The 26,296-nt window shown below is 43.6% G+C and carries 24 protein-coding genes; 12 read left to right on the top strand and 12 right to left on the bottom strand.

The features are described 5' to 3' along the window. Positions 1-90 precede the first annotated feature (90 nt). Positions 91-1,272, bottom strand: coding sequence for a pyridoxal phosphate-dependent aminotransferase (locus tag M0696_RS05405; RefSeq protein WP_248602576.1), 1,182 nt, complete (start codon positions 1,270-1,272; stop codon positions 91-93). Between the two features lie 156 nt (positions 1,273-1,428). Between M0696_RS05405 and cueR the strand changes: the two genes are divergently transcribed. From cueR to M0696_RS05390, 3 genes are all read left to right on the top strand, one after another. Next, the gene (gene cueR / locus M0696_RS05400; protein WP_166854697.1) at positions 1,429-1,860 is read left to right on the top strand and encodes a Cu(I)-responsive transcriptional regulator; all 432 of its coding nucleotides are present in this window, start codon (positions 1,429-1,431) and stop codon (positions 1,858-1,860) included. A gap of 60 nt (positions 1,861-1,920) precedes the next feature. Beyond that, positions 1,921-3,255: a hemolysin family protein gene (locus tag M0696_RS05395; RefSeq protein ID WP_166853778.1), complete on the top strand. Its 1,335-nt coding sequence runs from the start codon at positions 1,921-1,923 to the stop codon at positions 3,253-3,255. Positions 3,256-3,415: 160 nt separating this feature from the next. Continuing rightward, on the top strand, positions 3,416-4,315 hold the full coding sequence (locus M0696_RS05390; protein WP_166853779.1) for an NAD-dependent epimerase/dehydratase family protein: 900 nt from the start codon (positions 3,416-3,418) through the stop codon (positions 4,313-4,315). A gap of 20 nt (positions 4,316-4,335) precedes the next feature. On the opposite strand, the gene M0696_RS05385 is transcribed toward M0696_RS05390, so the two are convergent. The 3 genes from M0696_RS05385 to M0696_RS05375 form a co-directional block, all read right to left on the bottom strand. Next, positions 4,336-5,463: an NAD(P)/FAD-dependent oxidoreductase gene (locus tag M0696_RS05385; protein ID WP_248602575.1), complete on the bottom strand. Its 1,128-nt coding sequence runs from the start codon at positions 5,461-5,463 to the stop codon at positions 4,336-4,338. A 101-nt stretch (positions 5,464-5,564) separates the two neighbouring features. Then, positions 5,565-6,164: a 1-acylglycerol-3-phosphate O-acyltransferase gene (locus tag M0696_RS05380; protein ID WP_003224182.1), complete on the bottom strand. Its 600-nt coding sequence runs from the start codon at positions 6,162-6,164 to the stop codon at positions 5,565-5,567. Between the two features lie 134 nt (positions 6,165-6,298). Beyond that, positions 6,299-7,294, bottom strand: a complete 996-nt coding sequence (locus M0696_RS05375) for an aldo/keto reductase (RefSeq protein ID WP_248602574.1) — start codon at positions 7,292-7,294, stop codon at positions 6,299-6,301. Positions 7,295-7,490: 196 nt separating this feature from the next. Here M0696_RS05375 and sigM point away from each other — a divergent pair, with 196 nt between their 5' ends. The 3 genes from sigM to M0696_RS05360 are packed head-to-tail and all read left to right on the top strand — an operon-like array spanning position 7,491 to position 9,326. After that, positions 7,491-7,982, top strand: coding sequence for an RNA polymerase sigma factor SigM (gene sigM / locus M0696_RS05370; RefSeq protein ID WP_003224177.1), 492 nt, complete (start codon positions 7,491-7,493; stop codon positions 7,980-7,982). Continuing rightward, complete coding sequence (locus M0696_RS05365; RefSeq protein ID WP_166853782.1) at positions 7,972-9,048, top strand: anti-sigma factor; 1,077 nt, start codon at positions 7,972-7,974, stop codon at positions 9,046-9,048. The genes sigM and M0696_RS05365 overlap by 11 nt, the downstream gene beginning before the upstream one ends. Further along, a complete protein-coding gene (locus tag M0696_RS05360; protein WP_166853783.1) occupies positions 9,036-9,326 on the top strand; it encodes an anti-sigma factor in 291 nt (96 codons plus the stop codon). The genes M0696_RS05365 and M0696_RS05360 overlap by 13 nt, the downstream gene beginning before the upstream one ends. Positions 9,327-9,355: 29 nt before the next feature. Here M0696_RS05360 and M0696_RS05355 read toward each other — a convergent pair whose 3' ends face one another. After that, positions 9,356-9,787 carry a GNAT family N-acetyltransferase gene (locus M0696_RS05355; RefSeq protein WP_166853784.1) on the bottom strand — a complete coding sequence of 144 codons (432 nt, stop codon included), beginning with the start codon at positions 9,785-9,787 and terminating at the stop codon, positions 9,356-9,358. A 109-nt stretch (positions 9,788-9,896) separates the two neighbouring features. Here M0696_RS05355 and pdxR point away from each other — a divergent pair, with 109 nt between their 5' ends. Beyond that, on the top strand, positions 9,897-11,306 hold the full coding sequence (pdxR, locus tag M0696_RS05350) for a MocR-like pyridoxine biosynthesis transcription factor PdxR (protein WP_166853785.1): 1,410 nt from the start codon (positions 9,897-9,899) through the stop codon (positions 11,304-11,306). A gap of 36 nt (positions 11,307-11,342) precedes the next feature. Here the strand turns inward: pdxR and M0696_RS05345 are convergent, their stop codons facing one another. The 4 genes from M0696_RS05345 to citA form a co-directional block, all read right to left on the bottom strand. Further along, a complete protein-coding gene (locus tag M0696_RS05345; protein WP_222142505.1) occupies positions 11,343-12,698 on the bottom strand; it encodes a sodium-dependent transporter in 1,356 nt (451 codons plus the stop codon). 117 nt (positions 12,699-12,815) lie between these two features. After that, the gene (gene bcaP, locus M0696_RS05340) at positions 12,816-14,213 is read right to left on the bottom strand and encodes a branched-chain amino acid transporter BcaP (protein WP_166853787.1); all 1,398 of its coding nucleotides are present in this window, start codon (positions 14,211-14,213) and stop codon (positions 12,816-12,818) included. A 252-nt stretch (positions 14,214-14,465) separates the two neighbouring features. Continuing rightward, the gene (locus M0696_RS05335) at positions 14,466-15,335 is read right to left on the bottom strand and encodes an SDR family oxidoreductase (protein ID WP_222142504.1); all 870 of its coding nucleotides are present in this window, start codon (positions 15,333-15,335) and stop codon (positions 14,466-14,468) included. Positions 15,336-15,408: 73 nt separating this feature from the next. Further along, positions 15,409-16,509, bottom strand: coding sequence for a citrate synthase/methylcitrate synthase (citA, locus tag M0696_RS05330; protein ID WP_222142503.1), 1,101 nt, complete (start codon positions 16,507-16,509; stop codon positions 15,409-15,411). A gap of 108 nt (positions 16,510-16,617) precedes the next feature. Between citA and citR the strand changes: the two genes are divergently transcribed. Next, positions 16,618-17,493 (top strand): transcriptional regulator CitR, encoded by an 876-nt coding sequence (gene citR / locus M0696_RS05325; protein ID WP_222142502.1) that lies wholly within the window; start codon positions 16,618-16,620, stop codon positions 17,491-17,493. Positions 17,494-17,563: 70 nt separating this feature from the next. Here citR and lytE read toward each other — a convergent pair whose 3' ends face one another. Further along, positions 17,564-18,583 (bottom strand): peptidoglycan endopeptidase LytE, encoded by a 1,020-nt coding sequence (gene lytE / locus M0696_RS05320; protein ID WP_166853791.1) that lies wholly within the window; start codon positions 18,581-18,583, stop codon positions 17,564-17,566. Between the two features lie 528 nt (positions 18,584-19,111). Between lytE and phoA the strand changes: the two genes are divergently transcribed. Further along, positions 19,112-20,497 carry an alkaline phosphatase PhoA gene (gene phoA, locus M0696_RS05315; protein WP_248602573.1) on the top strand — a complete coding sequence of 462 codons (1,386 nt, stop codon included), beginning with the start codon at positions 19,112-19,114 and terminating at the stop codon, positions 20,495-20,497. Positions 20,498-20,528: 31 nt separating this feature from the next. On the opposite strand, the gene spoVR is transcribed toward phoA, so the two are convergent. Further along, positions 20,529-21,935: a stage V sporulation protein SpoVR gene (gene spoVR / locus M0696_RS05310; RefSeq protein ID WP_248602572.1), complete on the bottom strand. Its 1,407-nt coding sequence runs from the start codon at positions 21,933-21,935 to the stop codon at positions 20,529-20,531. A gap of 164 nt (positions 21,936-22,099) precedes the next feature. Between spoVR and M0696_RS05305 the strand changes: the two genes are divergently transcribed. The 3 genes from M0696_RS05305 to lytF all read left to right on the top strand — a co-directional run bounded on the left by M0696_RS05305 (position 22,100) and on the right by lytF (position 25,774). Then, positions 22,100-23,626: a mechanosensitive ion channel gene (locus M0696_RS05305; protein ID WP_166853794.1), complete on the top strand. Its 1,527-nt coding sequence runs from the start codon at positions 22,100-22,102 to the stop codon at positions 23,624-23,626. A 111-nt stretch (positions 23,627-23,737) separates the two neighbouring features. Beyond that, entirely contained in the window at positions 23,738-24,178 is a 441-nt protein-coding gene (gene nsrR / locus M0696_RS05300) for a nitric oxide-sensing transcriptional repressor NsrR (protein WP_222142499.1), read from the top strand. Positions 24,179-24,328: 150 nt separating this feature from the next. Then, positions 24,329-25,774: a peptidoglycan endopeptidase LytF gene (gene lytF / locus M0696_RS05295; RefSeq protein WP_222142498.1), complete on the top strand. Its 1,446-nt coding sequence runs from the start codon at positions 24,329-24,331 to the stop codon at positions 25,772-25,774. A 39-nt stretch (positions 25,775-25,813) separates the two neighbouring features. Here the strand turns inward: lytF and M0696_RS05290 are convergent, their stop codons facing one another. After that, a complete protein-coding gene (locus M0696_RS05290; protein WP_222142497.1) occupies positions 25,814-26,137 on the bottom strand; it encodes a YqzG/YhdC family protein in 324 nt (107 codons plus the stop codon). Positions 26,138-26,296 lie beyond the last annotated feature (159 nt).

The following is a 26,296-nucleotide window of genomic DNA, read 5'->3' as shown; positions in this document are numbered from 1 at the left end:
TCTGTTGCCTGATTGGATTGGAAGAGGGAGGGTTTGTGAATATAAAAAAAGAAAACAGCATTCAAAGCCATTTTCTTTTTCTTTGCTTTCCTAAGCAAAATCTCTATATAAGGATACGAAAATATCCCGTGAGTTTTTAATCTGCTCGATCGGCACGCTGAAGGATAAACGGAAGTGCCCTTTCATTCCAAAACCGCTGCTCGGCACAATTAATAATTTGTACTTTTGGGCGGCATGCACGCAAAATGCGACTTCATCTTCAATTGGCGATTTCGGAAAAACGAAGAAGCCGCCCTTCGGCATTTCAAATTCAAAACCGGCTTCCTTTAAAATGCTGACCATTAAATCCCTGCGCTCTTTATAAGCGCTTGCGTCTACTCTTACATCATCCATTCTTGCCACAGCCCGCTGCATCATGACAGGCGCATTCACAAATCCAAGCGTTCGATTACAATACACAAAAGCGTTGATCAAAAGACCGGCATCCGGCATCTTGCTGTCCAAACCGATATACCCGAGCCGCTCCCCGGCTATGCCGAGATCCTTACTGAATGAGCTCGCCAAAATCACACGATGATACGATTGAAACGGATTTGCCAGCTCTTCATCATAGATTAATTGACTGTATGGTTCATCAAACAGAACATAAATCGTCTGGCCGCTCTTCTCTTCTATTTCATTTAATAAAGCGCCTAAATCATCTATATTTTTCTGGCTGAGAACGGTACCTGTCGGGTTATGAGGTGTATTGAGGATCAGCCCTTTCGTCTTTGGAGTGATCGATTGCCTTACCGCTTCAATATCGATCTCAAACCGGGACGTCAACGGGCAGCTGACAGCCTTCCCCCCGTAGTTCTCAATATACAATTTATACTCGGCAAAATAAGGTGCGAGAATAATGACCTCTTCTCCCGGGTTTACGATACTTTTTAGCGCGACATTCAATGCGCCGCCCGCACCCACCGTCATGACGACGCGTTCCGCCGAGAACTCCGCTTCAAAACGGGACGCCAGAAATTGCGCGACTTTTTCTCTCGCCGCCGGAAGACCTTGGTTTTGTATGTATCCGTGATTGCCTTTTTCAGCTTCCTCTATTAACGCTCTCTTAAAAGCTTCAGGCGGTTCGACAATCGGGTTGCCGAGTGAAAAATCAAATACCTGGTCATCCCCGAACTCTTTCTTCAGCCTTGCGCCTTCATCAAACAGCTTGCGAATCCATGATCCTTTTTTTAAGTTTTCTTCAATTTCCCGGGATAACCCAGCCAATCTCATCTGTCCCTTCTGCATATAAAAGTTTGAAAATTCTATCTTTCTATGTTACTTCAATGAGATGAGGAATTCCACTACTTCCAGTTACCGTCTGGAAAAAACAATAAACTTGTGCAAGACACCGTTCATATATTAAACTATTCTCATAACTATAACGTGATGGTTGGGAGGGATATAGATGGGGCTGAGACTTATCGCATCAGTGAACTAGCGGCACTTGCCGGAGTAACGAAACGAACAGTTGATTATTATACGAATCTCGGTCTGCTTACGCCGGCCAGATCCTGTTCGAATTACCGTTACTACGACGAAATTGCACTCAAACGGCTTATATTTATTGTAGATTGTAAGAAGCAGCGATTGGCCCTGTCCGATATTAAAGATCGACTGGAGAACCAGTTTCCCTCTTCAGCTAAACTTGATGATGAAATTGGAAATCTGGCATTAGAAATTGATCATATGAATCAAAACATCTCCGGAATCTTGCATCGGTTTGAACGGCTGAAGCCCGAGGAGCGAGACAGGCTGAAAAGCAAGCTCCCGCCCGAAAAGCTCGCCGTGTTCCAATCATTTATGCTGCTGTTAAGTTAAAACCATTTTATCTAACAGGAGGTGTTACCTTCATTCTCATTGCTAGAATGAAGGTTCTAATTGGACATAGTGAATTTGATTTTTGTCGCTGTTTTAATCGCCCTGACGGCATTTTTCGTGGCATCTGAGTTTGCCATTATCAGAATCAGAGGCTCACGGATTGATCAGCTGATCGCGGAAGGAAATAAAGCAGCAATAGCCGTAAAAAAAGTGACCACGCATCTTGATGAATATTTATCTGCGTGTCAGCTCGGAATTACATTGACTTCCATCGGATTAGGGGTTTTAGGTGAATCAACGATTGAAGGGCTGCTTCACCCGCTTTTCGTACAATTGAACGTTCCAGGTTCCCTTTCACATGTCATATCGTTTATTTTTGCGTATGCCATTATTACGTTCCTGCACGTTGTTGTCGGAGAACTTGCACCTAAGACAGTCGCTATCCAAAAGGCGGAATCAGTGTCTATGCTGTTTGCGAAACCGCTGATTTGGTTTTACCGCATTATGTTCCCGTTCATTTGGCTTTTGAACAATTCCGCACGGTTATTGACAAAAGCATTTGGCCTGGAGACCGTTTCAGAAAACGAACTCGCTCACTCTGAAGAAGAGCTGCGAATCATTCTGTCTGAAAGCTATAAAAGCGGTGAAATTAACCAGTCAGAGTTTAAATATGTGAATAAAATCTTTGAATTTGACGACAGGCTCGCGAAAGAAATTATGATTCCGCGGACCGAAATTGTCAGCCTTCCGCATGATATCAAGATTTCTGAAATGATGGACATCATTCAGATTGAAAAATATACCCGCTACCCTGTAGAAGAGGGCGATAAGGATAACATTATCGGGGTTATTAATATTAAAGAAGTGCTGACCGCCTGCATCAGCGGCGAGGTATCTGTTGATTCTACCATTTCTCAATTCGTCAACCCGATCATTCATGTCATTGAATCTGCGCCGATCCAAGATCTGCTTGTCAAAATGCAAAAAGAACGGGTCCACATGGCCATCCTGTCTGATGAATACGGCGGGACTGCCGGGCTCGTGACGGTTGAAGACATTATCGAAGAAATCGTCGGCGAAATCCGCGATGAATTTGATATTGATGAAATTAACGAAATCCGCAAAATCGGCGAAGGCCATTATATTCTTGACGGAAAAGTGTTGATCGACCAAGTAAACGATCTGCTCGGCATTCATTTAGAGAACGAAGAAGTCGATACGATCGGCGGCTGGTTCCTTACCCAAAAATACGATGTTGAAAAAGACGATTCTATCATCGAAGAAGGCTGCGAATTTATCATCAATGAAATCGACGGCCACCACGTCGCTTATATTGAAGTCAAAAAGCTTGCGGCAGAAGAGCTGGTCGAAGCTGGGGAACCAAGAGAAGCATAATATAAAAAGACACCTTTTACTGAGGTGTCTTTTTATTATGTTTTATTTTAACCTCCCTATTCTCCTCCTATGAAAACTGCTGCTAATAAAACGCTAATCCTCGGGAATTCTAATCAGGGGACTGGATCTCATTTTAAAAGCGAGAAAAAGGAGTGACATCATGAAAGTAGTGGTAACTGGAGCAGCAGGCAAAATAGGACGGTGGGCCGTAAGAACAATACTGGAGGCCGGCCATGATGTAACAGCGTCAGATCGATTATTAAGAGAGGAATCAGCATCGAAAAAATTTATTCAAGCAGATTTGCGGGATTATGGCCAGGTATGTCAGCTTATTATGGGCTGTGATGCTGTGGTTCACCTCGGGAATATTCCGACCGATGTCAGGAATACCTCTCAGGCGATATTTGAAAATAATATGCTTGTCAATTTTAATGTCCTGGAAGCCTGTAAAGATTTTAAAATCCCTAAGCTGGTATGGGCTTCAAGTGAGACGGTGCTGGGATATCCGTTTGTCCCGAAAGAGCTCAGCTACCTTCCTGTAGACGAGGAGCACCCGACGATCGTGAAATCATCGTATGCCATGGCAAAACGGCTGACTGAAATTCTCTCAGATATGTATTCAAAGCTAACCAAAACACAAATCGTCACTCTTCGTTTTGCGAATATATATGAGCCCGATGAGTACGAAAAAATACCCGGGATGCACTGGAACGAGCAGCAAAAAGATATTCAAAAGAAAAATGCATGGGCGTATTGTGATGTCAGAGATGCTGCACACGCTTGCCTGCTTGCAGTCGAAAAAAATAATCTCGGAAACGATGTCTTCCATATTACTGCGCCGGACACCATCATGAAAGAACCGAGTGAAGATTTGGTTAAGCGGTTTTTCCCGGATGTCTCTTTAAAAAGAGATATAAAAGGATATGAAACGCTGATGGCAATCGATAAAGCGAAAAAGATACTTGGTTATGAACCGCGTTATACATGGCGTTCTGTATTAAACAATGACGGCTCACTTAAAGCACTGCCAGAGGATCAGCTTTCATTATCCAAAATATAAAACAAAAAAGCAGCAGATGTTCAATGAACTTCTGCTGCTTTTTTTATATCATAATCATCTAAATTGATGTCTACATCCATTTTGAGAGCCAGCTTTGCCAGCTGCAGCCCCATATAGGGGCCCATTGTCAAACCTGACGATCCAAGGCCATTTGCTGCTATGATCCCGTCCCAGCCGGGAAGGGGTCCGATTACCGGCACATCCCCTGGTGTAAAGGGACGTAAACCGACTCTTGCTTCTTGAAAGGTGCTGTTTGCTAAACCAGGAGCCATTTCTAAACCTTTGTTCAACAATTCCTGCAGCCCGCCGGCCGTTATCCGTACATCATGTCCTTCTATGTCATCTTCACGAGTTGCTCCGATGGCTATTCTCTTGTCAGCATAAGCTAACAGATATTCCTTAGAAGGCGGCATCACAGCCGGCCAGCTGTACATATCGTTTGCGGCCGGAACCTGTACATATACGATTTGCGCTTTTTGCACGCTTACTTTGAAGCGAATGCCTAAAGGCTCCAGCAATTGGCCTGCCCATACACCAGCACAAACAATCACCTCATCAGCAGTATAACGTTCATCACCGACGGTTACGCCTGTCACTCGTTTTGAATGATATTGAATTTTGGCGTCGCCTGTTAAAAAAACGGCGCCCATTCTTTGAGCAGAACGCACTAATGCATCTCTCAGCACTTCGCCATCCACTCGGGCAGCACCGCTTATATGAATGGAATGGTACCGTTTATCCAATAGCGGAAACATACCCGCTGTTTTTATTTCAGAAAGAAAGGAAATCTCACCGATTTCCGGGGCATCTTGTTTACGTTCCTGCACCCGTTTTTCAATATTCTCTATCTTTTCTTTCTCCTGATGGATACTAAGAGCACCAACAGGAGCATAACCCGTTTCTTTCTCGCCTTCTTTTCTAAGCTCCTCTATGAAACTGGGGTAAAAGTGTGCTCCTGCCTTTGCCATTCTGTACCACGCCTGATTTTGCCTGGGTGACAGCCATGGACAAATAATGCCCTTCGCCGCATAGGTGGCCTGTCCCTTATCCTTCCGATCTATAACAAGGACCTCGGCCCCCATTTTGGCTAACTGATATGCAGTTGACGCTCCCAGAATTCCAGCTCCTACCACGATAATTTTTTTCATTTTCCGTAACCTTTCCCAATAGTCAATTCCTCAATTAGTATAGCTAATTGCCGAGGAACTTATAAACAATCGGAAAATCAGTGAGTAGAAATACTGATGGTTTATAGCTGCTCAAGCTTCTTTTCAAGCTCTTTAATGCTGTTATTCAAAGCCTCTGTCATTGCTGCAAGTCTTTCTTTTGACGGCAGGTGGGCAAAATCAGCCTGCTGAAGTGGCTCACCGATAATTAGCTTCATTTTTCCTTTTTTGAACAATTCCTTTCCGCTTGAAGGCCCTTTATAAGCAGCGGGAACGAGCGGAGCTTTCCCCATTTGCGCAATCGTCACCGCGCCTCTTTTTAAAGGCACGTCCTCAGAGGTTCTTGTTCCGCTTGGGAAGATACCGACGATCTCTCCTTCTTTCAGCAGCTTAATCGGTGTTTTAATACTGCTTGGCCCGGGATTTTCCCGATCTACCGGAAAGGCATGAATTTTTTGCAGAAATGAACCGATCCATTTATTTTGAAAAAGCTCTTTTTTCGCCATGTAGTGTATTTGATAAGGAAGAATCCCGACTCCGAGTGTGATCACATCAACCCAGCCGGAGTGTGTACACGCGATGACAAAACCTGAATCGGCCGGAAGGTTTTCTTTGTTATACACCTTCACTCCTCCGCGAAGAGAAAGAATAACTTTTAAAGCATTTGCACAAAACTTATACATATCGCACTTCCTTTGTCGTAATCAATGATTCTTACTGTTACTTATTATAACAACATTTTTTATTACCTGGTACTAATTTTTATGATTTCTCTGGTTAAAACGACAAAAAGCTGAGGATGTGCCCTCAGCTTTTGTTATACTTCCTCTCTTGTCGGCGGTGCCATAAACTCCGGTCCGACCGTGTCTGATATCGTATTTTCTAATATGGTATTGATGTCTTTATGATCTTCACTGCTCAGCGTCCAATCTGTAATCTCTGATACCGCTTCAACCTGCTCAGTCTTTCTTGCTCCCCAAAGAGCGATATCTGCTCCAGGCTGATCTAATATCCATCTGACAGCCAAATGAATTACTGATTTACCATAACGTGTTTCCGCCAGTTCATCCAATTGTTTGACAGCGGAAAGATACTCTTTAAAGCGGGGCTTTTGGAATTTCGGATCGTGATTTCGCAGATCGTCGCCCTCAAATGTATACGCTTCGGTCATTTTTCCTGTTAACAGCCCTCTGCATAAACTGCCGTATAATAACGTTGTGATCTGTTTGTCTTTCGCATAAGGAAGAACATCCTCTTCGATTTCTCTTTCAAACAGATTATATGGAGGCTGTATCGTATGAAGCGGTGCGGCAGCGCGAAATGTATCCATTTGCTCAACTGAAAAATTACTGACGCCAATCGCCCGGATTTTCCCCGCATCATACAATTCCTTCATTACTTCCGCCGTTTCTTCAATTGGCACAAGCGGATCAGGCCAATGCACCTGATAAAGATCAATATAATCCGTTTGAAGCCGCTTCAAAGAATTCTCGACTTCCTCTATGATTCTCGCTCTGTTCGCATGGCGGAACAGCTGGTTGTTCTTCCAGTCCAGAGCCGTTTTCGTTGCGAGAATCACCTGATCTCTTTTGCCGTGCTCCTTGATCGCCTTGCCGACGATTTCCTCGGACTGTCCGAAGCCGTAAGCCGGCGCGGTGTCAATCAGTGTGATCCCCTGATCAAGAGCGGCGCGGATTGTTTTGATGGATGTTTTTTCGTCAGTGCCTCCCCACATCGTTCCGCCAATCGCCCATGTACCGAGGCCGATTCTGGAGGCTTTGATTCCTGTATCTGCTATACGGGTATTTTCCATTGTGCCACTCCTTCACTTTTTCACTATCTTTTCCCCGCTGGCAAAAATGTTAAACATTTCTCGGTACTATCTTTTGCGGCCATTTTTGGTTACTATATAGGAATGGTGTTTGATTAGGTATAAAAAAGCCGTTTGCACGTAATGTGCAACTTTAAACCTTTCTTATGCGTGTATAAGATAGAGGGGAGAAAAGGCAGTGACGATCGATGAAATTTACCAAATGTACATGAATGATGTTTACAGGTTCCTGCTCTCCATGACAAAAGACAAGCATCTTGCCGAAGACTTGCTGCAGGAAACCTTTATGCGGGCATACATACACATTCACTCCTATGATCACAGCAAAGTAAAACCCTGGCTTTTTCAAGTGGCGCGAAACGCCTTCATTGATTACGTCAGAAAGCATAAGAAAGAAGTCACCATTTCTGATGACTTAATCGGAAGCCTCTTTCAAAATGCTGTTCAGAGCCCTGCCCATCAGGTAGAGATAAAGGAAGTGCTGACTGGTTATATGTCCGAGCTCCCCGATAATTATCGGGAGGCCTTAACGCTATATTATTTAAAAGAGTTAAATTACAAAGAAGCATCCCATATTATGAATATTTCAGAGGCGAATTTTAAAAGTGTTTTATTTCGCGCCAGACAGCGGCTGAAAGCACTTTATAATAGAGGTGTTAATGATGAATGAAGAATTTAAAAAGCGTTTTGATCAATATAAAAATGGGGAAATGAGCGACCAGGAAATGACAGCATTTGAGGAAGAACTTGAGAAGCTCGAAGTGTATCAGGAACTGATTGACAGCGAGCTAGAGGACAACAACGATTGGGATGTCAGCATTAGTCCTGAAAAACAAAAAGCGATTTTAGCCTACGGAAAACGCAAGTCTTATTTGCGAATTTCTGTGCTTGCCGTCATTTCGACATTAATGATTTTGCCGCTCTGTACGCTGGGTAGCTACCTCTATTACGGAATGGGAGGAAAACACAGCACCGGCAATGAGCTTATGGAAACCGCCGCAGTCACTGTGGCCCTGACCATGCCGAATGTTCTTGTTGATACATCCGGACTGAAAAGCCAAGTGAAGCTGTTTGGCATGAATACGGAATTCCCGCTGCAAAAGCAGATCGGCACGAAGACGGCTGCCGTAGGGAATGAACGGGTTGAAATGTTTTATGATAAAGTGAAAGCGCCGGCCGTTAACTACTATGACTTAGAAGTGAACAAAACAGGCCATTACTTTACACACCCATCAAATGCGTCAGAACAAACAACCGCAAAAGCGGAAAAAACGTTAAAGACATTGCCTGAAGGAACGGTATCCGAGGTCTATCTTTCATATGACCGTGCATACCCGACAAAAGAGGTGTATAACAAGTTCAAAGGCTACGATGTGAGCTTTTTGTGGAATGCAATTGAAACAGAGAAAAATACAAATAAGACAGTGTACACAGAACCTCTTGGCTATCCTGGGAAGGATTCAAAGTTCTTGGCTGCACTTAATTCAAAAGGCAAGTCAAATGGCGATCAGTTTATCAACGCCCTGAAATTCATGTCCAAGCACGAAAAATGGGCGCAGGTCATTTCAAAACGAAAAGACCTGAATGTGGATAATCGATTGGATTATGTAGAGAAAAACGGTGTCAATGTATACGGTTCGGTCGTTACAGGGCCGACCAAGGAAATCCAGCGCATGCTGAAAAACAAATCTGTAAAATCAGCGAATGTCGGCGAGGTGGAATTATGGAACTGGTAAGAATTTTTAAAGAACACAATGTATTCGGCTGGATCTCTGTCGGGACAGCGATTCTGTCCCTGCTCTTGCTGAATTTGGCGATTATCAGCAACGTCACATTTTATTCCTATCAAATGCTTCCGTTCGCCATGGCTGCCGTTCCGTTTGGCATTATTGAACTCTTCATCAAGAGAGGGCGGACAGGTCCTGGCTTGCTCGGCGTCATCCTGAATCTCTTTGTGATCATTTGTGTGTATACCATTGTATCTGTTGATACCAATTTACAGTTTGGCTTTTAAAAGAAAGACGCCTGAAGAGGCGTCTTTTTTCATTGCATCGGCTTTCGAAACAAGTAGCTTTCTATAGTAAAACCCATTTTGTCTGTATAAAATCGGTGAGCGTCTTTACGCTGAAGGCCAGATGAAAGACTGACAAAGCTTAATCCGGCTTTTTTCGCCCAGTCTGTGGCATAATCCAAAAGCATTTTGCCGTATCCCTTTGATCGGCAAGGCGCGGTTGTCACAAGATCCGCAATCCATAAGTGCTCCCCTTTATGAATGGAAACCCTCGGCAGCGCGCCGCATAGCGCCCTGATTGTTGTACCCTCATATAAGGCAAACAGCATATACGATTCTTTCTGCACGCAGGCTTCAAGTCTTTGTAAATACGTCTCTTCATTCAGTTCTGTTCTCAATTCACTCATTATCGGATACGACTCGGCCCATTCTTCTTTCGTGGTTAATTGTTTCATATGAATCATCTTCTCAATCCCCTTTCCATTCGTTACAATGATCATAGCGAATAAATGGCATTCACCAAATAGCCAATATCAGAAAAATTGACCATGCCAGATACAAAGGAGATATGAGATGGATATCACGCCTTTTCTTGATAAAAAAAGCAAAACACCGCTGTATGAGCAGCTTTATACCTTTTTCAAACAAGAAATTTCACATGCGCGAATACCGAAGGGAACAAAACTTCCGTCAAAGCGCAGGCTCTCCGGCTTGCTCGGTGTCAGTACGGCAACAATCGAACGTGCTTACGAGCAATTAACTGCTGAAGGCTATGTCAAAAGCAAGCCAAAAATCGGCTGGTACGCGGCGGAAGTAGAAGCAGACTTCCCGACAGCTCCTGACCATTTTCAGCAGTCTATGCAAAAGGTCTTACATGTAAAGAACACACCTGCTATTGACTTTCATCAGGGCAATGTTGATCATGACCTCTTTCCCTTTAACGCCTGGAGAAAAAGTATGGCAAAAAGTCTGGATCGCTATTCCGGATCGTTCCATACCTCTGGCGATCCACAAGGAGAACCTGAACTCAGGCAGATGATTGCCCGTTTTGTCAGGCTGTCACGAGGAGTACATTGCGAGCCAGAGCAGATCATCATCGGCGCAGGAACTACCGTGCTTCTGCAGATTCTTTGCCTTACGCTTGTGCCAGGAACAAAAATCGGTTTTGAAGAACCGGGTTTTCACCGGTCGAGAAGGATGTTTGAAGCAAATCGCATGAATGTCATTCCGATTTGTTCTGATAAAGAAGGCGTCCTGCCGGGTGAGCTTAAACGCCAAAATCCGTATCTGGTGTATACGACTCCTTCGCATCAGTTTCCGCTCGGGACCATTATGACGATAACCCGCAGACAGGAGCTGCTGGCGTGGGCGAAAGAAGCAAACTCGTTCATTATAGAGGATGATTACGATGGAGAATTTCGCTACAGCGGCCAGCCCATTCCGTCTTTGCAGGGTCTTGATCCGAATGGCAGAGTCATATACCTGGGCACTTTTTCAAAGTCACTACTGCCTTCCTTGCGGCTCAGCTACATGATCCTCCCCCCTGCACTCGTGGAACCGGTCAGAAAAAACGCTCAGTTAATGAAGCAAACCGTCTCTTCCCACTCGCAAATGGCACTGGCAGACTTCATCGAAAGCGGAGAGTGGCAAAAGCACGTAAATAGAATGAGAGCCTTATACCGAAAAAAACATGCTGTCCTGTTAGAGGCCATACGCTCTGAACTAGGAAACACCGTTGAGATTCTCGGTAAAAACTCCGGGCTTCACATCCTGCTGCGGCTTTTGTTTTCAGTAAGTGAAGAAGAAGCGATTAAAGCTGCCGCCGACAACGGCGTAACCATCTATCCCGTATCCCCCTCATATAAAGGACAGCCGCCATTTGTTTCTGTCTTAATCGGTTATGGCGGTTTGTCAGAAGAGGACATCAGGCTTGGTATCCAAAAACTGAAAACAGCATGGGCTAAGTTGATATCGTCTAATTAAATAAGAAAACAGGCTCCGGAAACGGAGCCTGTTTTTTTAAAATGATAAAATCCCGATTAAATTTAAGAATACAATAATAATGGCTAATGGCACGATAAAACGAAGCAAATAAAACCAAGTGTAAAAGAATGCTTTACCTGCATTTGATCCGTTTCTCATTTCCTCCCAGAGCTCGCGCTTCGAAATTTTGAGCGGGATAAAAAGAGAAATTAACAGAGCGCCTAATGGCATCAAAACATTGCTGACGGTAAAATCAGCAATATCAAAAAACGTTTTACCAAATATGTGCACATCGCTCAATACGCCATAAGACAAGCAGCAAGGGATTCCGACCAAGAAGATTAAAAGCCCGCTCGTCCATGACAGTTTTTTTCTCTTCTTTTCGTTCCCTTTTCCGATTGTGGCGACAATAATTTCAACCATCGAAAACGCTGAGGTTAAGGCTGCAAATAAAAACGCAACGAGAAAGCCGATAAAAAATAACGTGCCGAACGGAAGCTGTTCAAAAACGGCCGGAAGCACTGTAAACAGCAGTGTTGGACCTTCATTTGGCTGAAAGCCGAATGAAAAAACCGCCGGAAAAATGGCCAAGCCCGCCAAGAGTGTCACAATGATATTCATCACGACAATGGAGGCTGCCGAACGAGGGACATTTTGTGTTTTCGGCAAGTAAGAGCTGTAAGTCACCATTACCGAAACACCCAGTGTTAACGTAAAGAAGGCCTGTCCCAGCGCGAATAATATCGATTCTGGAGTCAGATCGCCGAAATGAGGCACAAGCAAAAATTTCACGCCTTCCATCGCACCATTAAGTGTGAGAGACCGAAGAACGAGAAGAATAAACAATATAAACAAAATCGGCATGATCACCGCACTGACCCGTTCAATCCCTTTTTGAACCCCTCTGGCCACTACCAAGACAGTCAGCACCATAAAAACAAACTGAGCCGCGATCGTCTGCACCGGATTTTGGATAATAGAAGCAAAAAGGGTGCCATACTGTGCTTGAGAAAGTCCGGACAGTGAACCAGATGCTGTCTTCACGATATACAGCAAAATCCATCCTCCGATTACACTGTAAAACGAGAGTACTAAGAAACATGCTGCTACGCCGACCCACCCTGTTAGAAACCAAGCTGTTCGCGGCGCTTCTTTTTTATATGCATCAATGGCATTCGTCTGGTTCCGTCTTCCAAAAATAAATTCCCCCACTAAAAGCGGATAGCCTAAGAGGATGGTAAATAACACAAAGATAAGAAAAAAGGCTCCTCCTCCATTAGTCCCCGCTACATAAGGGAATTTCCAAATCGCGCCCAAGCCGATGGCAGAGCCGGCGGCTGCCATGACGAAACCGATTTTCGAAGCCCATTGGACTGGTTTTTGCTCAGACAATAAACGTCACTTCCTTTCCAGCCTATATTATCTCTTATTTTTGTCTTCATTTCTATATATTCATGATCAAGAATATAAAAGAGAGCGGTCTGAATCACCGCTCTCTTTATTGAAAGATTATTGATTTAATTTTGAATGCTTTCTTGAATACAGGAAATAGATTGCCAAGCCGATTAACAGCCACACTAAGAAGCGGACAATCGTCACCCATCCAAGATTTAAAATAAGGAACAGGCAGAACAGAATCGCCAGGCCGGGGATCACTGGAACCCCCGGACATTTAAAAGCTCTCGGAAGATCCGGCTGTTTCTTTCTCAAAACGATAACTGCCACAGAAATCAGCACAAACGCTGAAAGCGTCCCGATGTTTACCAGTTTTGCAAGTTCATCCAGCGGAACAAGCGAGCCGAGAAGCGCCGACATTGTTCCGAAAAACCAAGTGGCCACATATGGTGTTTTGTGCTTTGGATGTACCTTAGAAAGTGAGCCCGGCACAAGACCGTCACGTGACATGGCAAACATGACGCGTGTCTGTCCATAAAGCATCACGAGCATAACTGTCGTCATCCCTAAAACAGCGCCAATATCAATAATGCCTGCCACCCAATTTTGCCCTGCGCTTTGAAGAACGAGAGAAACCGGATGATCCACACCCGCAAACTGAGCAAATGGGATAACCCCTGTCATGATCGCTGATACGGTGACATATAAAATCGTGCAAACCAATAAAGAGAATATAATGCCTTTAGGCAGATCCTTCGCAGGATTTTTCGTCTCTTCCGCTGCAGAGGATACAGCGTCAAATCCGATAAAAGCAAAGAATACGAGCGCCGCTGCACTGAATACGCCGCCAAAGCCCATCGGCATAAACGGCTGCCAGTTATGCGGCTTCACGTAAACGGCTGCCACTGCGATAAACAGCAGAACGACCAGCACTTTCAAGATAACCATGATGTTGTTGACTCTTTTTGATTCTTTAATTCCTAAATAAAGCAAAAACGTTATCGCCATTACAATCACGAATGCAGGCAGATTAAAAATGGTAAAGGTGCCTTTCACCGCGCCCGGTGCCGCTGTTAAAGCAACCGGAAGATGAATGCCAAGCCCTGATAAAAATGATTGGAAATAACCAGACCAGCCGACTGACACTGCACTTACCGCCAGCATGTATTCTAAAATTAAATCCCACCCGATAATAAAGGCCATAAGCTCTCCCAATGTCGCATATGTGAATGTATACACCGAACCTGAAACAGGCACGCTTGAAGCAAATTCTGCGTAAGACAGGGCGGCGAATAGACAAGCCAGCGCCGCCACAACAAATGAAACGGTCAGGCCGGGACCGGCCGTGACTGCACCTGTTCCCGTCAGCACAAAAATCCCTGTGCCAATAATAGCTCCGATTCCAAGCAATGTTAAATCGAATGCCCCTAATTCTCTTTTTAAAGATTTTTCACCGCTCGTCGCAGCGATTAAATCCTGAATGCTTTTCTTCCTAAATACGCTCCCTTTCATTCCCCTTCAACTCCTAGACTAATTCTCTATTTTTATATATTTTATTTGAATTTTCTGAATTCATGAACGATAATGGGCATTTTTCTTTTTTTCTACTCTATTTGTACCGGTCGTGAATCATTCCTTTCTCCTACTCAATATTATATATAAAATCACAAAAATGAAAACAAAATTGTTAGAAAAATCGACAAATTTTTTATTTTTAAATTTCTCATCGTAAAAAAACCAGCCATCAGGCTGGTTTCTCGTTGATTATGTTGAAATAAAACGGCCGCCATTCACATGAATGGTCTGCCCTGTCATATAAGAAGATTCGTCAGACGCCAGCAGGACATAAGCGCCTGCATGCTCAACCGGCTGTCCCGGTCTTCCCATTGGGGTATCCAAACCGTGCTGTTTCACTTTTTCCTCAGGGAATGTCGCCGGAATAAGAGGTGTCCAAATCGGGCCAGGCGCCACCGCATTCACTCTGATGCCTTTATCCGCAAGCGACATCGCCATGGACCTCGTAAAGGAGACAATTGCACCTTTTGTGCTGGAGTAATCAATTAACGCCGTATCCCCTTCATAAGCGGTAATGGAAGTCGTATTAATAATTGCACTCCCCTCTTTCAAGTGAGGCAAAGCTTTCTTCGTCATATGAAACATGGAAAAAATGTTTGTGCGAAATGTTTTTTCAAGCTGTTCTGTTGAAATGTTGAGAATGCTGTCCTGCGGATGTTGTTCAGCAGCGTTGTTCACCAAGATATCAAGTTTGCCAAAATGGTCTACTGTTTGCTGTACAGCTTGTTCACAATGGTTCTCGTCCCCGACATCTCCCGGGATAAGCAGGCAGCGGACATGTTCCTTTTCGATCCGTTTACGCGTTTCCTCAGCGTCCGAATGCTCGTCTAAGTAGAGAATGGAGACATCAGCCCCTTCTTTAGCAAACGCAATAGCGGCTGCTCTCCCTATTCCGCTGTCGCCCCCGGTAATGATGGCGACTTTTCCTTTCAGCTTTCCGCTTCCTTGATAATCCTCGTCCTCTGACAGAGGCAGCGGATTCATTTCTGACTCAATGCCCGGCTGTCTGTCCTGATGCTGCGGCGCTTGCCCTTCTGTTTGTCTGTCCATTGGGTTCATATTCATCAGTCCTAGACATGTGGTTGATACTGAACGTTACCACGCCATAGAAGCAAATAAACGGCAAGATATGTTATGAAAGAACTTCTTCAGGAATGACGCCTGTATATTTCGCCGATGGACGGAAAATCATGTTGTTTTCTGCCTGTTCGAGCACATGGGCGCACCATCCTACCATTCTGCTTGCTGAAAAGGTCGGTGTAAACAATTCATCATCAAAATCGATCGCCTTCATGACAGCCGCCGCATAAAATTCAACATTTGTATACAGCTTGCGTCCCGGTTTGTAGATTTCAAGCAAACGAATCGCTTCTGCTTCTACATGCAGCGCAAGATCAAGGTCGCGGTCATTGCCGGCCACCTCTTCTGCTTTCTGTCGCAAAGCTTCTGCCCGCGGGTCCTTCGTCTTGTACACCCTATGGCCGAATCCCATCAGGCGCTCTCCTTTTTCGAGTTTTTCTTTCAGATATGCTTCAGCATTTTCTTTTTCTCCAATGTCTTCAAGCATTTTTGTCACCGCAGAAGGAGCGCCTCCGTGCAGCGGGCCTTTCATCGTGCCGAGAGCAGCAGTGACGGCAGATACTAAATCACTCTCTGTAGATAATGTGACCCGTGCCGAAAAAGTGGATGCGTTCATGCCGTGCTCCATGGCCAGAATCATATATGTTTCAAGCGCTTTCTTTTTTGCCTCTGAAGGCTGTTCACCTGTGAGCATATAATAGTAGTTTTCGACATGTCCGTACTGGGAAGATGGCGCAATTGATTGTTCACCGCGCGTCCATCGTTTTCTGTACGCTATGATGGAAGGCGTGATTGCAATCAGCCGAATCGCTTCTTCTGTTTTAGGATGGAATGTGTACGCATTTTCTCCCAATGCGGATACAACCGTTCTCAGCACCGACATGTCGTCCATGTTGTTTGGCAGTGACTGAATCAAGCGCTCGATGTGTTCCGGCAGATGCCGCTCCGCAGCCAGCTTATCTTCAAATGTCTGCAATTCTTCAGATGTCGGCAGTTTTCCAAATAAAATCAAATAAGCGGCTTCTTCAAAGCTGTGATTCAAAGCAATGTCTTTTGCATGATGGCCTCGGTAAATCAGACGGCCTTTTTCGCCATCAATATGGCTGATAGATGTTTCCACACATGTAATTCCCTTTAATCCGTAATGTACCATTTGTATTCCCCCTATCCTTTTCTGTTATTATAGTAAATATAATATTTAAAAAATAATGAATATTTTAAAGGGAATTAATTAAAAATATTAATCAGAGGGAGAATAGAAATGGACTTCAAATGGCTTCACACCTTTGTGACCGCTGCGAAATATGAAAACTTCCGAAAAACAGCGGAAACGCTTTTTTTATCTCAACCCACTGTGACCGTACATATCAAGCAATTAGAAAAAGAAATCAGCTGCAAGCTGTTCGAGCGAAAAGGAAGGCAGATCCAGCTGACTGATGAAGGCAGAGCTTATTTGCCGTATGCGCTCCGGCTTCTTGATGATTACGAAAACAGCATGGCAGAGCTTCACAGAGTGAGACAAGGCTACTCTCAAACCTTACAGCTCGCGGTTTCTCCGCTTATCGCAGATACTGTGCTCCCTTCTGTCATGAAGCGGTACACAGCGATGAATACGGAAACAGAAATGGCAGTTACGATTTTCGAATCCGCAGAAATCGCGTCACTGATTAAAGCCGGCGAAGCAGATATCGGCCTGAGCTGTTTAAAGGTGCAGTCTTCCTCTTTAACCTGCCACTGTTTATATCAAGATCCTGTTGTCCTTGTTGCTCCGCCCGATCAGCGTTTCATAGATGACAAAGAAATTGATGCCAAAGAGGTGCTTGAGCAGTACCTGCTTTTGACCCACAATCACCCTGATTACTGGGACGACTTGCTCCATCAAGTCAGAGTGACATTTCCATTTGTGAGAACAATGAAAGTCACACAAACACATATAACGAAACGGTTTATCAAGGAAGGACTCGGCGTTTCATTTCTGCCCTTATCCACAGTAAAGCGTGAATTGGCAGAAAAACAGATGATCAGAATCCCTTATCAATCAGTGCAGCTGCCCTATGCCGGCGCTTACGCAATTGCCCTTTATGAAAATAAGAAAGAAAAAAAATTTTTGGATTTTCTATCACATTTTCATTTTTAGGAGCAACCAAAACGAATGTGCTTCGTCTAATGAAAAAAACCCGTTCCAATGAACGGGTTTCCTATTAAAATTAGAATCTTTTCGCACCGAGGTAACGAGGCTTCCAGTAGCTGTTGTCCAGGCTGCTGATTTGTACGCCGTCAGACCCTGCATGAACGAAACTGTTGTTTCCGATATAAATTCCCATATGAGAAGGGCCGGATTTATATGTTGTGAAGAAGACAAAATCTCCGACAGACGGGTTGGAAATGCTCTTCATAGAACTCCAGTATCCCGCAGTGCTTGTTCTGCCCACACTTGTTTGTTTATTCAGCACGTACCAGATGAATCCGCTGCAGTCAAAGCCGGAAGTTGTCGTTCCGCCCCATTTGTATGGCGTTCCGATTAACGCTTTTGCATCAGAAACCAGCTTGCTCACATTAAGTGATGTAGCAGATGATGCTTTGCTGCTTGAAGATGAAGAAGAGCCGGAAGAAACATTTTTTGAGCTTGAGCTTGTGCTTGTTCCTTTTACTTTCAACACTTGGTTGACGTAGATTACATCTGATTTTAAGCCGTTTAAGCTTTTTAATTTGCTAACTGTAGTGCCGTATTGATTTGCGATTTTAGACAGACTATCCCCGCGTTTCACTTTATAAGTTGAAGTTGAACCTGAAGATGTTGATACGCTTGATGAACTAGAGCTGCTTGAACTTGTTGAACCTTTCAGTTTCAGAACTTGTCCGATACGAAGTAAGTCTGATTTTAAGCCATTCAGTTTTTTCAGTTCATTGACTGTCATGCCGTATTTTTTAGAAATTTTCCAAAGGCTGTCCCCGCTCTTTACTGTGTATGTAGAAGAAGATGAAGAACTGCTGCTTTTTGAACTTGTAGATTTGCCGTTAATCGATAAAGTCTGCCCTACATAAATGATGTCTGAACGAAGGTTGTTTTCTGATTTAATTTTACTGATCGTAGTGTCATATTTTCTTGAAAGATCCCATAGCGTGTCGCCTTTTTTCACCTTGATGCTTTGTGCAGATGCCGCTCCTGCAAATAATGTCGATCCTAAAACAACTGCTGTCGTCGCTGTAATGATTTGCTTTTTCATATTTTCCTCCCCAAATTTTATATCTATATATGTATCTCTTTTTTTTAATTAATCTTATTGTTTTCTATTATAAGGATAGATTCCCAACAGAAATAGTCTTGACTTCATGCGACAAATTTCTTAATTATTCGTTCTTAAAAAAAGTTTTTAAGGGTATTAAATATTTCATTTTCGTTTCAAAGGTGACAAAAAACGAGTGCTTTTGTCATGTTTTATGGGAGGTTTTTCAACATAAAGGAAATAAATGAGAACCTCTCGGGGTCAACTTACTTATGGAAGAATGTGTGATAAAGAATATACGTGGAAAGCTGCGGTCATCCGCAGTTTTTTTATTTAAACAAACATATCATGCAAGGGCAAAGAGGTAAAGATTTTTCTGAAAAATGAATGCTTTACATCAAATAAGGCAAGATAACGAAACAGCGTTTTTATATTTCCTTACAATGCTTTACTTAATGTTTACACGATCAATAGCCGCATTTAACAATATTTCCCTAACATGATAAACAGAATACATTTAAAGGAGGCATGCAAAGAATGAATTTGTTTCAAAACATGAAATCAAAACTTTTGCCACTCGCCGCTGTTTCTGTCCTTACAGCTGGGATTTTTGCCGGAGCCGAGCTGCAGAAAACCGAAACGGCAAGCGCTAAAAAACAAGACAAAGCCGAAATCAGAAATGTCATTGTGATGATCGGTGACGGCATGGGGACTCCTTACATAAACGCCTACCGTTCCCTGAAAAATAACGGTGAAACACCGAATAACCCGAAACTAACTGAGTTTGACCGGAACCTGACAGGCATGATGATGACGCACCCGGATGACCCTGACTATAATATTACAGATTCAGCAGCAGCCGGAACAGCATTAGCGACAGGCGTTAAGACTTATAACAATGCAATTGGCGTTGATAAAAACGGAAAAAAAGTAAAATCAGTGCTTGAAGAGGCCAAACAGCAAGGCAAGTCAACAGGTCTTGTCGCAACGTCTGAAATTAACCACGCCACTCCAGCCGCATATGGCGCCCACAATGAATCACGGAAAAACATGGACCAAATTGCCAACAGCTATATGGATGACAAAATAAAAGGCAAACAAAAAATAGACGTTTTACTTGGCGGCGGAAAATCGTATTTTAACCGCAAAGATAGAAATTTGACCAAGGAATTCAAACAAGCCGGCTACAGCTATGTGACAACAAAACAATCACTGAAGAAAAATAAAGATCAGCAGGTGCTCGGGCTTTTTGCAGACGGAGGGCTTGCTAAAGCGCTCGACCGTGACAGCAAAACACCATCTCTCAAAGATATGACGGTTTCAGCAATTGACCGCCTGAACCAAAATAAAAAAGGATTTTTCTTGATGGTCGAAGGCAGCCAAATTGACTGGGCGGCCCATGACAATGATACAGTAGGAGCCATGAGCGAGGTTAAAGATTTTGAACAGGCCTATAAAGCCGCGATTGATTTTGCGAAAAAAGATAAACATACGCTTGTCATTGCAACTGCTGACCATACAACCGGCGGCTTTGCCATTGGCGCAAACGGCGAAAAGAATTGGCACGCGGAGCCGATTCTCTCCGCGAAAAAAACACCTGTATTTATGGCAAAAAAAATCAATGAAGGCAAACCGGCCAAAGATGTGCTCGCCCGCTATACAAATCTGAAATTTACATCAGAAGAAATCAAAAGTGTTGAAGCCGCTGCACAGGCTGACAAAAGCAAAGGCGCCTACAAAGCCATCATTAAGATTTTTAACACACGCTCTAACAGCGGCTGGACGAGTACCGATCATACCGGCGAAGAAGTGCCATTATACGCGTACGGCCCCGGAAAAGAAAAATTCCGCGGACTGATTAACAATACAGATCAGGCAAACATCATATTTAAAATTTTGAAAACAGGAAAATAAAGAGGATGCAGAACGCTGCATCCTCTTTTTTTTATAAATACCTGCGGTGAACACCTTTTCCGTCATACGAAAACATGACTTCCTTATCCTCTAGTACAGACTCGATGTGCACGCTTCTCCCCCAAAGCTGAAATAAATAAGGGAGCACTTTCTCCAAATACTTTAAATCCAGCTCAATGCCCTCATACCAATGCTTAATGTAGAGCTCGTTATTTTTCATGTAATCGCCGTCGTTTACTGTCAAATATGGAAACCCGCCGTTTACCCGCATGCTCACGAGCTGGTCGCGTACCGATTTCCATTCTTTATCGACGATTTTATAATCTCTGCCCTGTTTTTGAAACAAGTAAAGATCCTCGCGCATAACTAAGTCTTTTGTTAAATAATTGCGGATGAAAGAGATATCAGATTCAATTTCCCTGACCTCAAACATTTTCTCGCGGCCTGAGTCAGGCTTCACGCCCATTTTTTTCATTTCTTCCGTCGGGTTGTTGTACCGCTCTTCAATGTCTTCAAATATTTTCAGCCCTAAATAATAAGGATTGATGCCTGTTTTGGACGGCTGAACGACACCTGCATTCAGCTTGGCGAACTCTATCGCTTCATCAGAGGTTAAATCAAGCTCACGTATAATTCGCTGGTGCCAATAGGAAGCCCAGCCTTCATTCATAATCTTTGTTTCCAGCTGAGGCCAGAAATAAAGCATTTCCTCTCTCATCATCGTTAAAATATCACGCTGCCACGGCTCCAGCTCCCGGGAATGCTCCTCGATAAAAAGCAGAATATCTTTTTCCGGTCGCGGCGGGAAAGGTTTTTTCGATTTTTTCACTTGTTTTTTCGGTTTCTTTTCATCCAAAGACCATAAATCATCATAAGGCGTTGCTGCCTCTTCCATCTCCTCTTCCTCATCATCCACACTCCATAGGAGCTTCGGACGGACCAAAGACGGATCGATATGCTCCTGAATCGAAAGGATCGCGTCTAAAAAAGCTTCTACTTCCTTTATCCCGTGAACCTGTTCATAGTGTTTAATCCGCTCGGCCGTTGCCGCCATGCTTTCCACCATATCGCGCTTCGTGTTTTGGAATCTGCAGTTGTTTTTAAAGAAATCGCAATGGGCGAGAACGTGAGCGACAATTAATTTATTTTGGATCAGTGAGTTGCTGTCCAGCAAAAAAGCGTAGCATGGATCTGAATTAATGACCAGCTCATAAATCTTGCTTAATCCAAGATCATAATGCAGCTTCATTTTGTGAAACTGCTTGCCGAAGCTCCAGTGGCTGAATCTTGTCGGCATCCCGTACGCGCCGAATGTATAAATAATTTCAGCCGGGCAGATTTCATATCTCATCGGGTAGAAATCAAGGCCGAATCCTTTTGCAACTTCGGTAATTTCCTCAATTGCCCGCTGTAATCCCTTCTTCTCCTCCGCGTTCAACCGAATCCCCCCTACTTGGACTTATCTATAATGTATGAGCCCGCCTGACAAAAGATGATAGCCTCACATGGGCAAGAAAAAATTCGACCGGCACATTCAGCTGTTTGCCGATTGTGGCAGTGGGTAAAAACACACCATATTACGAAAAAAAGGAGCGATACCAATTGAATGTAGCAGACATGCTTTCTTCTTATCTCAGTAAGCTTCCAAACGTAATCATTGCTTTACTCGTCTTATTAATCGGATGGGCTATCGCTAAAATTATTGAAAAAGCGGTTTACAAAGGGCTCAGAAAAACAAAAATCGACGACAAGCTCTTTGCTGGGAAAAAGCCATCACGCTATTCCTCCGAAAAAGTCATAAGCAAGATCGTTTATTTTATCGCATTGATTATCGTCTTTATTTTATTCTTTAACATTTTGCACCTGACAACAGTAGCATCACCGTTTGTCAGCATGCTTTCCGCAATTGCAGCAGCCATCCCAAGCGTGCTGAAGGCCGGACTCATTCTGCTGTTAGGGTGGGCTGCAGCCTCTGTATTGAGCTTCCTTGTTAAAAAAATCGGGATGAAGCTGAACACGAGTGACAAGCTGCGCAAGTGGAATTTGGTGTCTGAAGGAAAAGATATTCATCAGGCAGTCAATGCCGCTTCACAAATTGTTTTTTATCTCGTGCTGCTTGTTTTTCTGCCCGGGGTTTTATCTTCTTTAAAAATCAGCGGCATTTCAGGTCCGTTTACAAATATGATGGAAAGCGTGCTCGCTTTTCTCCCGAAATTATTTGCCGCCGCGCTTATCGTCTTAATCGGCTGGCTTGTTGCCCGTCTTGTACGTGACATCATTACGAATTTCCTTGCAAGCATCGGCACGGAGAGATTTGCAGCACGTATGGGTTTATCTATTTACTTAAAAGATACAAGCCTTTCTGCAGTCATCGGAACAATCGCTTATGTGCTGATTTTAATACCGGTCGTCATTTCAGCGCTTGACCAGCTGGATGTCGCCGGCATTTCGAAACCGGCTGTCTCTATGCTAAACACCATTTTAAACATGCTTCCGAACATCATCATAGCCATCGTACTTGTTTTAGCGGGTATATGGGCAGGAAAATGGGTAAACACCATGGTGACCGGACTGCTCCATCGCGCAGGCTTTGATTCTGTGTTAGGAAAAATGGGCATGGAAACAGGAACGCCTGCGAAGCTGTCCCTGTCTCAAGTTGTTGGTATGATTGCGCAAATCATTGTCATTCTGCTGTTTACAGCCGAAGCGCTGCAAATTGTTCAGCTGCACTTCCTCGTAGAGATTGCGACTGGCATCATTGCGTATCTGCCGAATGTTCTTGTCGCTGTATTCATTCTCGGCATCGGCCTTTACGCCGGAGAATTGGTGCGAAAAGTGCTCGCAAGCATGATCAAAGGCCAGGAATTCAAGTCTTTAGCGGCGATTGCTAAATATACGATTATTGCACTTGCTTTCTTTATGGCCCTGGACCAGCTTGGTGTCGCTGCCACAATCGTCAATTCCGCGTTCATCATCGTGCTTAGCGGCTTCGCACTCGCTTTCGGTTTATCCTTCGGCCTTGGCGGAAAGGATTTTGCATCACGTTATCTGTCTACATTTGAACGCAAAATGCAAAACACCGAAATTGATAAGAACCGTAAAAACCAAAATCCGCCGAATAACATGTAATAAAAAACGTGTACCCAGCAGGGTGCACGTTTTTTATGGAAAATTCCTTTTTTTTCATTTTTCAATCGATTATGATAAGATATAGAAAATGTCTTATTACGAGGTCTTATTATGAAGTTAACAAATTATACAGATTATTCATTAAGAGTGTTGATTTTTCTGGCTGCAGAACGTCCCGGAGAACTTTCAAATATAAAACAGATTGCCGAAACGTATGCTATTTCAAAAAATCATCTCATGAAAGTGATATACAGGCTCGGCCAGCTCGGCTACGTAGAAACAATACGCGGACGAGGCGGCGGTATACGCTTAGGCATGAACCCGGAAGACATCAACATCGGTGAGGTTGTCAGAAAAACGGAAGACGATTTTAATATTGTGGAATGTTTTGATGTGAACAAGAATCTCTGCGTTATTTCCCCAGTATGCGGTTTAAAACATGTGCTTAATGAAGCGCTTATGGCCTATCTTGCGGTTTTGGACAACTACACACTGCGCGACCTTGTTAAAAACAAAGAAGACATTATGAAGCTTTTAAGATTGAAGGAATAGATTGATTCCTTCTTTTTTATGCCCTTTTTCCCCCTTTTTGTTAAGAAAATTTGGCTGTTTTAAAAAAAAGGCAAAACGATGGGACGTATCTGCCGATATAAAAAAGAAACAGCATATTCAAAATCATTGGGGGAAAAAAGGAGAGCTCAGATGAAAAAGAAATTAGCAGCAGGTCTGACAGCATCTGCGATTGTCAGTACAACTTTAGCAGTGACACCAGCTGAAGCAGCAACGATTAAGGTCAAAAGCGGAGATTCGTTATGGAAACTGGCACAAAACTACAACTCAAGTGTGGCGGCTATCACATCCGCCAACCATCTATCGACTACTGTTCTGTCGATCGGCCAGACGCTTACGATTCCGGGCAGCAATTCCGGCACTTCATCTACTTCAAGCTCAACAACCAAGAAGAGCGGAAGTTCTGTTTACACAGTGAAAAGCGGAGATTCACTTTGGCTGATCGCAAATGAGTATAAAATGACGGTGCAGGAACTGAAAAAATTAAATGGACTAAGCAGCGACATGATTCGTGCGGGCCAGAAATTAAAGGTGGCCGGTACGGTTTCTTCAAACTCCAGCTCTAGTTCCAGTACAAAAAGCAGTTCTAATAAGAGCTCAAGCTCTTCATCTTCTACCGGAACATACAAGGTGCAGCTTGGAGATTCGCTTTGGAAAATTGCAAACAAAGTCAATATGTCCGTCGCTGAATTGAAGGTCTTGAACAACTTAAAATCAGATACCATTTATGTGAATCAAGTGTTGAAAACAAAATCAAGCGGCTCTAAAACGTCTTCCAAAGACACTTCATCCAACTCCAATTCGAGCCAAACTTCAGGAACAAAGAATTATACTGTAAAAAGCGGAGATTCACTTTGGAAAATTGCAAACAACTATAACTTAACTGTTCAGCAAATCCGAAACAGCAACAATCTAAAATCAGACGTGCTGTACGTCGGACAAGTGCTGAAGCTGACAGGTCAAGCATCTTCAGGAACTTCATCACCATCGTCTTCTTCGTCAAATGCTAGCTCAAGCACGACGACTACATACACGGTGAAAAGCGGCGATTCCTTATGGGTGATTGCTCAAAAGTTTAATGTAACAGCTCAGCAGATTCGAGAGAAAAACAATTTGAAAACGGATGTCTTGCAGATTGGCCAAAAGCTGGTCATTACCGGAAAAGCTTCATCTTCATCGTCTTCTTCATCCGGTTCTTCAAACACTACCAGCTCAACAAGCGCAAAAATTAACACAATGATTGCCGCCGCTAAAGAGCAGTTGGGGGTTCCGTATCGCTGGGGAGGCACGACACCGGCCGGGTTTGACTGCAGCGGATTCATTTACTATGCACTGAACAAAGTCACATCCGTATCTAGATTAACGGCAGCTGGATATTGGAACACAATGAAAACTGTCAGCCAGCCTGCTGTGGGAGACTTCGTTTTCTTTACAACATATAAAGCCGGCCCTTCCCACGTCGGAATTTATCTTGGAAACGGGGAATTCATTAATGCCAACGATTCCGGTGTTGTCATTTCCAGTATGAACAACTCTTACTGGAAACAGCGCTATCTTGGTGCAAAACGATATTTCTAAAAATAGAAACTGTATGGCCTGAGCGGCTGTACAGTTTTTTTAGAGCCTAAAGACATTGATGCTGATCATATGCTTTGTCACCGGATGAAAATAGACTTCGGCCCGAACAGAAAAGGTATCATCTTTCTGTCTGACCGTCACCCGAAAAACATCTTTCGTCTGCTCATCATTCACCTCGGTCCGCCCCATATAAGCGTAATCAGAAAATGAAGCACCCTTATATTCATCCTGAATTTTACTCCAGGCGAGCTGTTCCCACTTTTGAACGGACTCGTCTGTGTCCGTTGAATGCCCTTTTGCAGCCATTGACACGATGATCAATCCGCAAAAAAGAAGCGCAATGGTATACGGCAGAGATTTCATGTTTTCAGTCTCCTGTACCCAGATTATGTTCTCCCATAGGTTTTCCAAAAGAGACAGCTTCATTCAAGCATTTTGATTTTATGTCTCCCTCATATTGCTACCCCTGTACTGCCGCAGACGCCAAGTTTTGCCCCGTCAATAACATGGAATGCGGCATAA

Source organism: Bacillus rugosus (assembly GCF_023238245.1).
Taxonomy (GTDB): Bacteria; Bacillota; Bacilli; order Bacillales; family Bacillaceae; genus Bacillus; species Bacillus rugosus.
The sequence above is the reverse complement of the archived record's forward strand: the minus strand, read 5'-3'. Positions and strand labels throughout refer to the sequence as shown.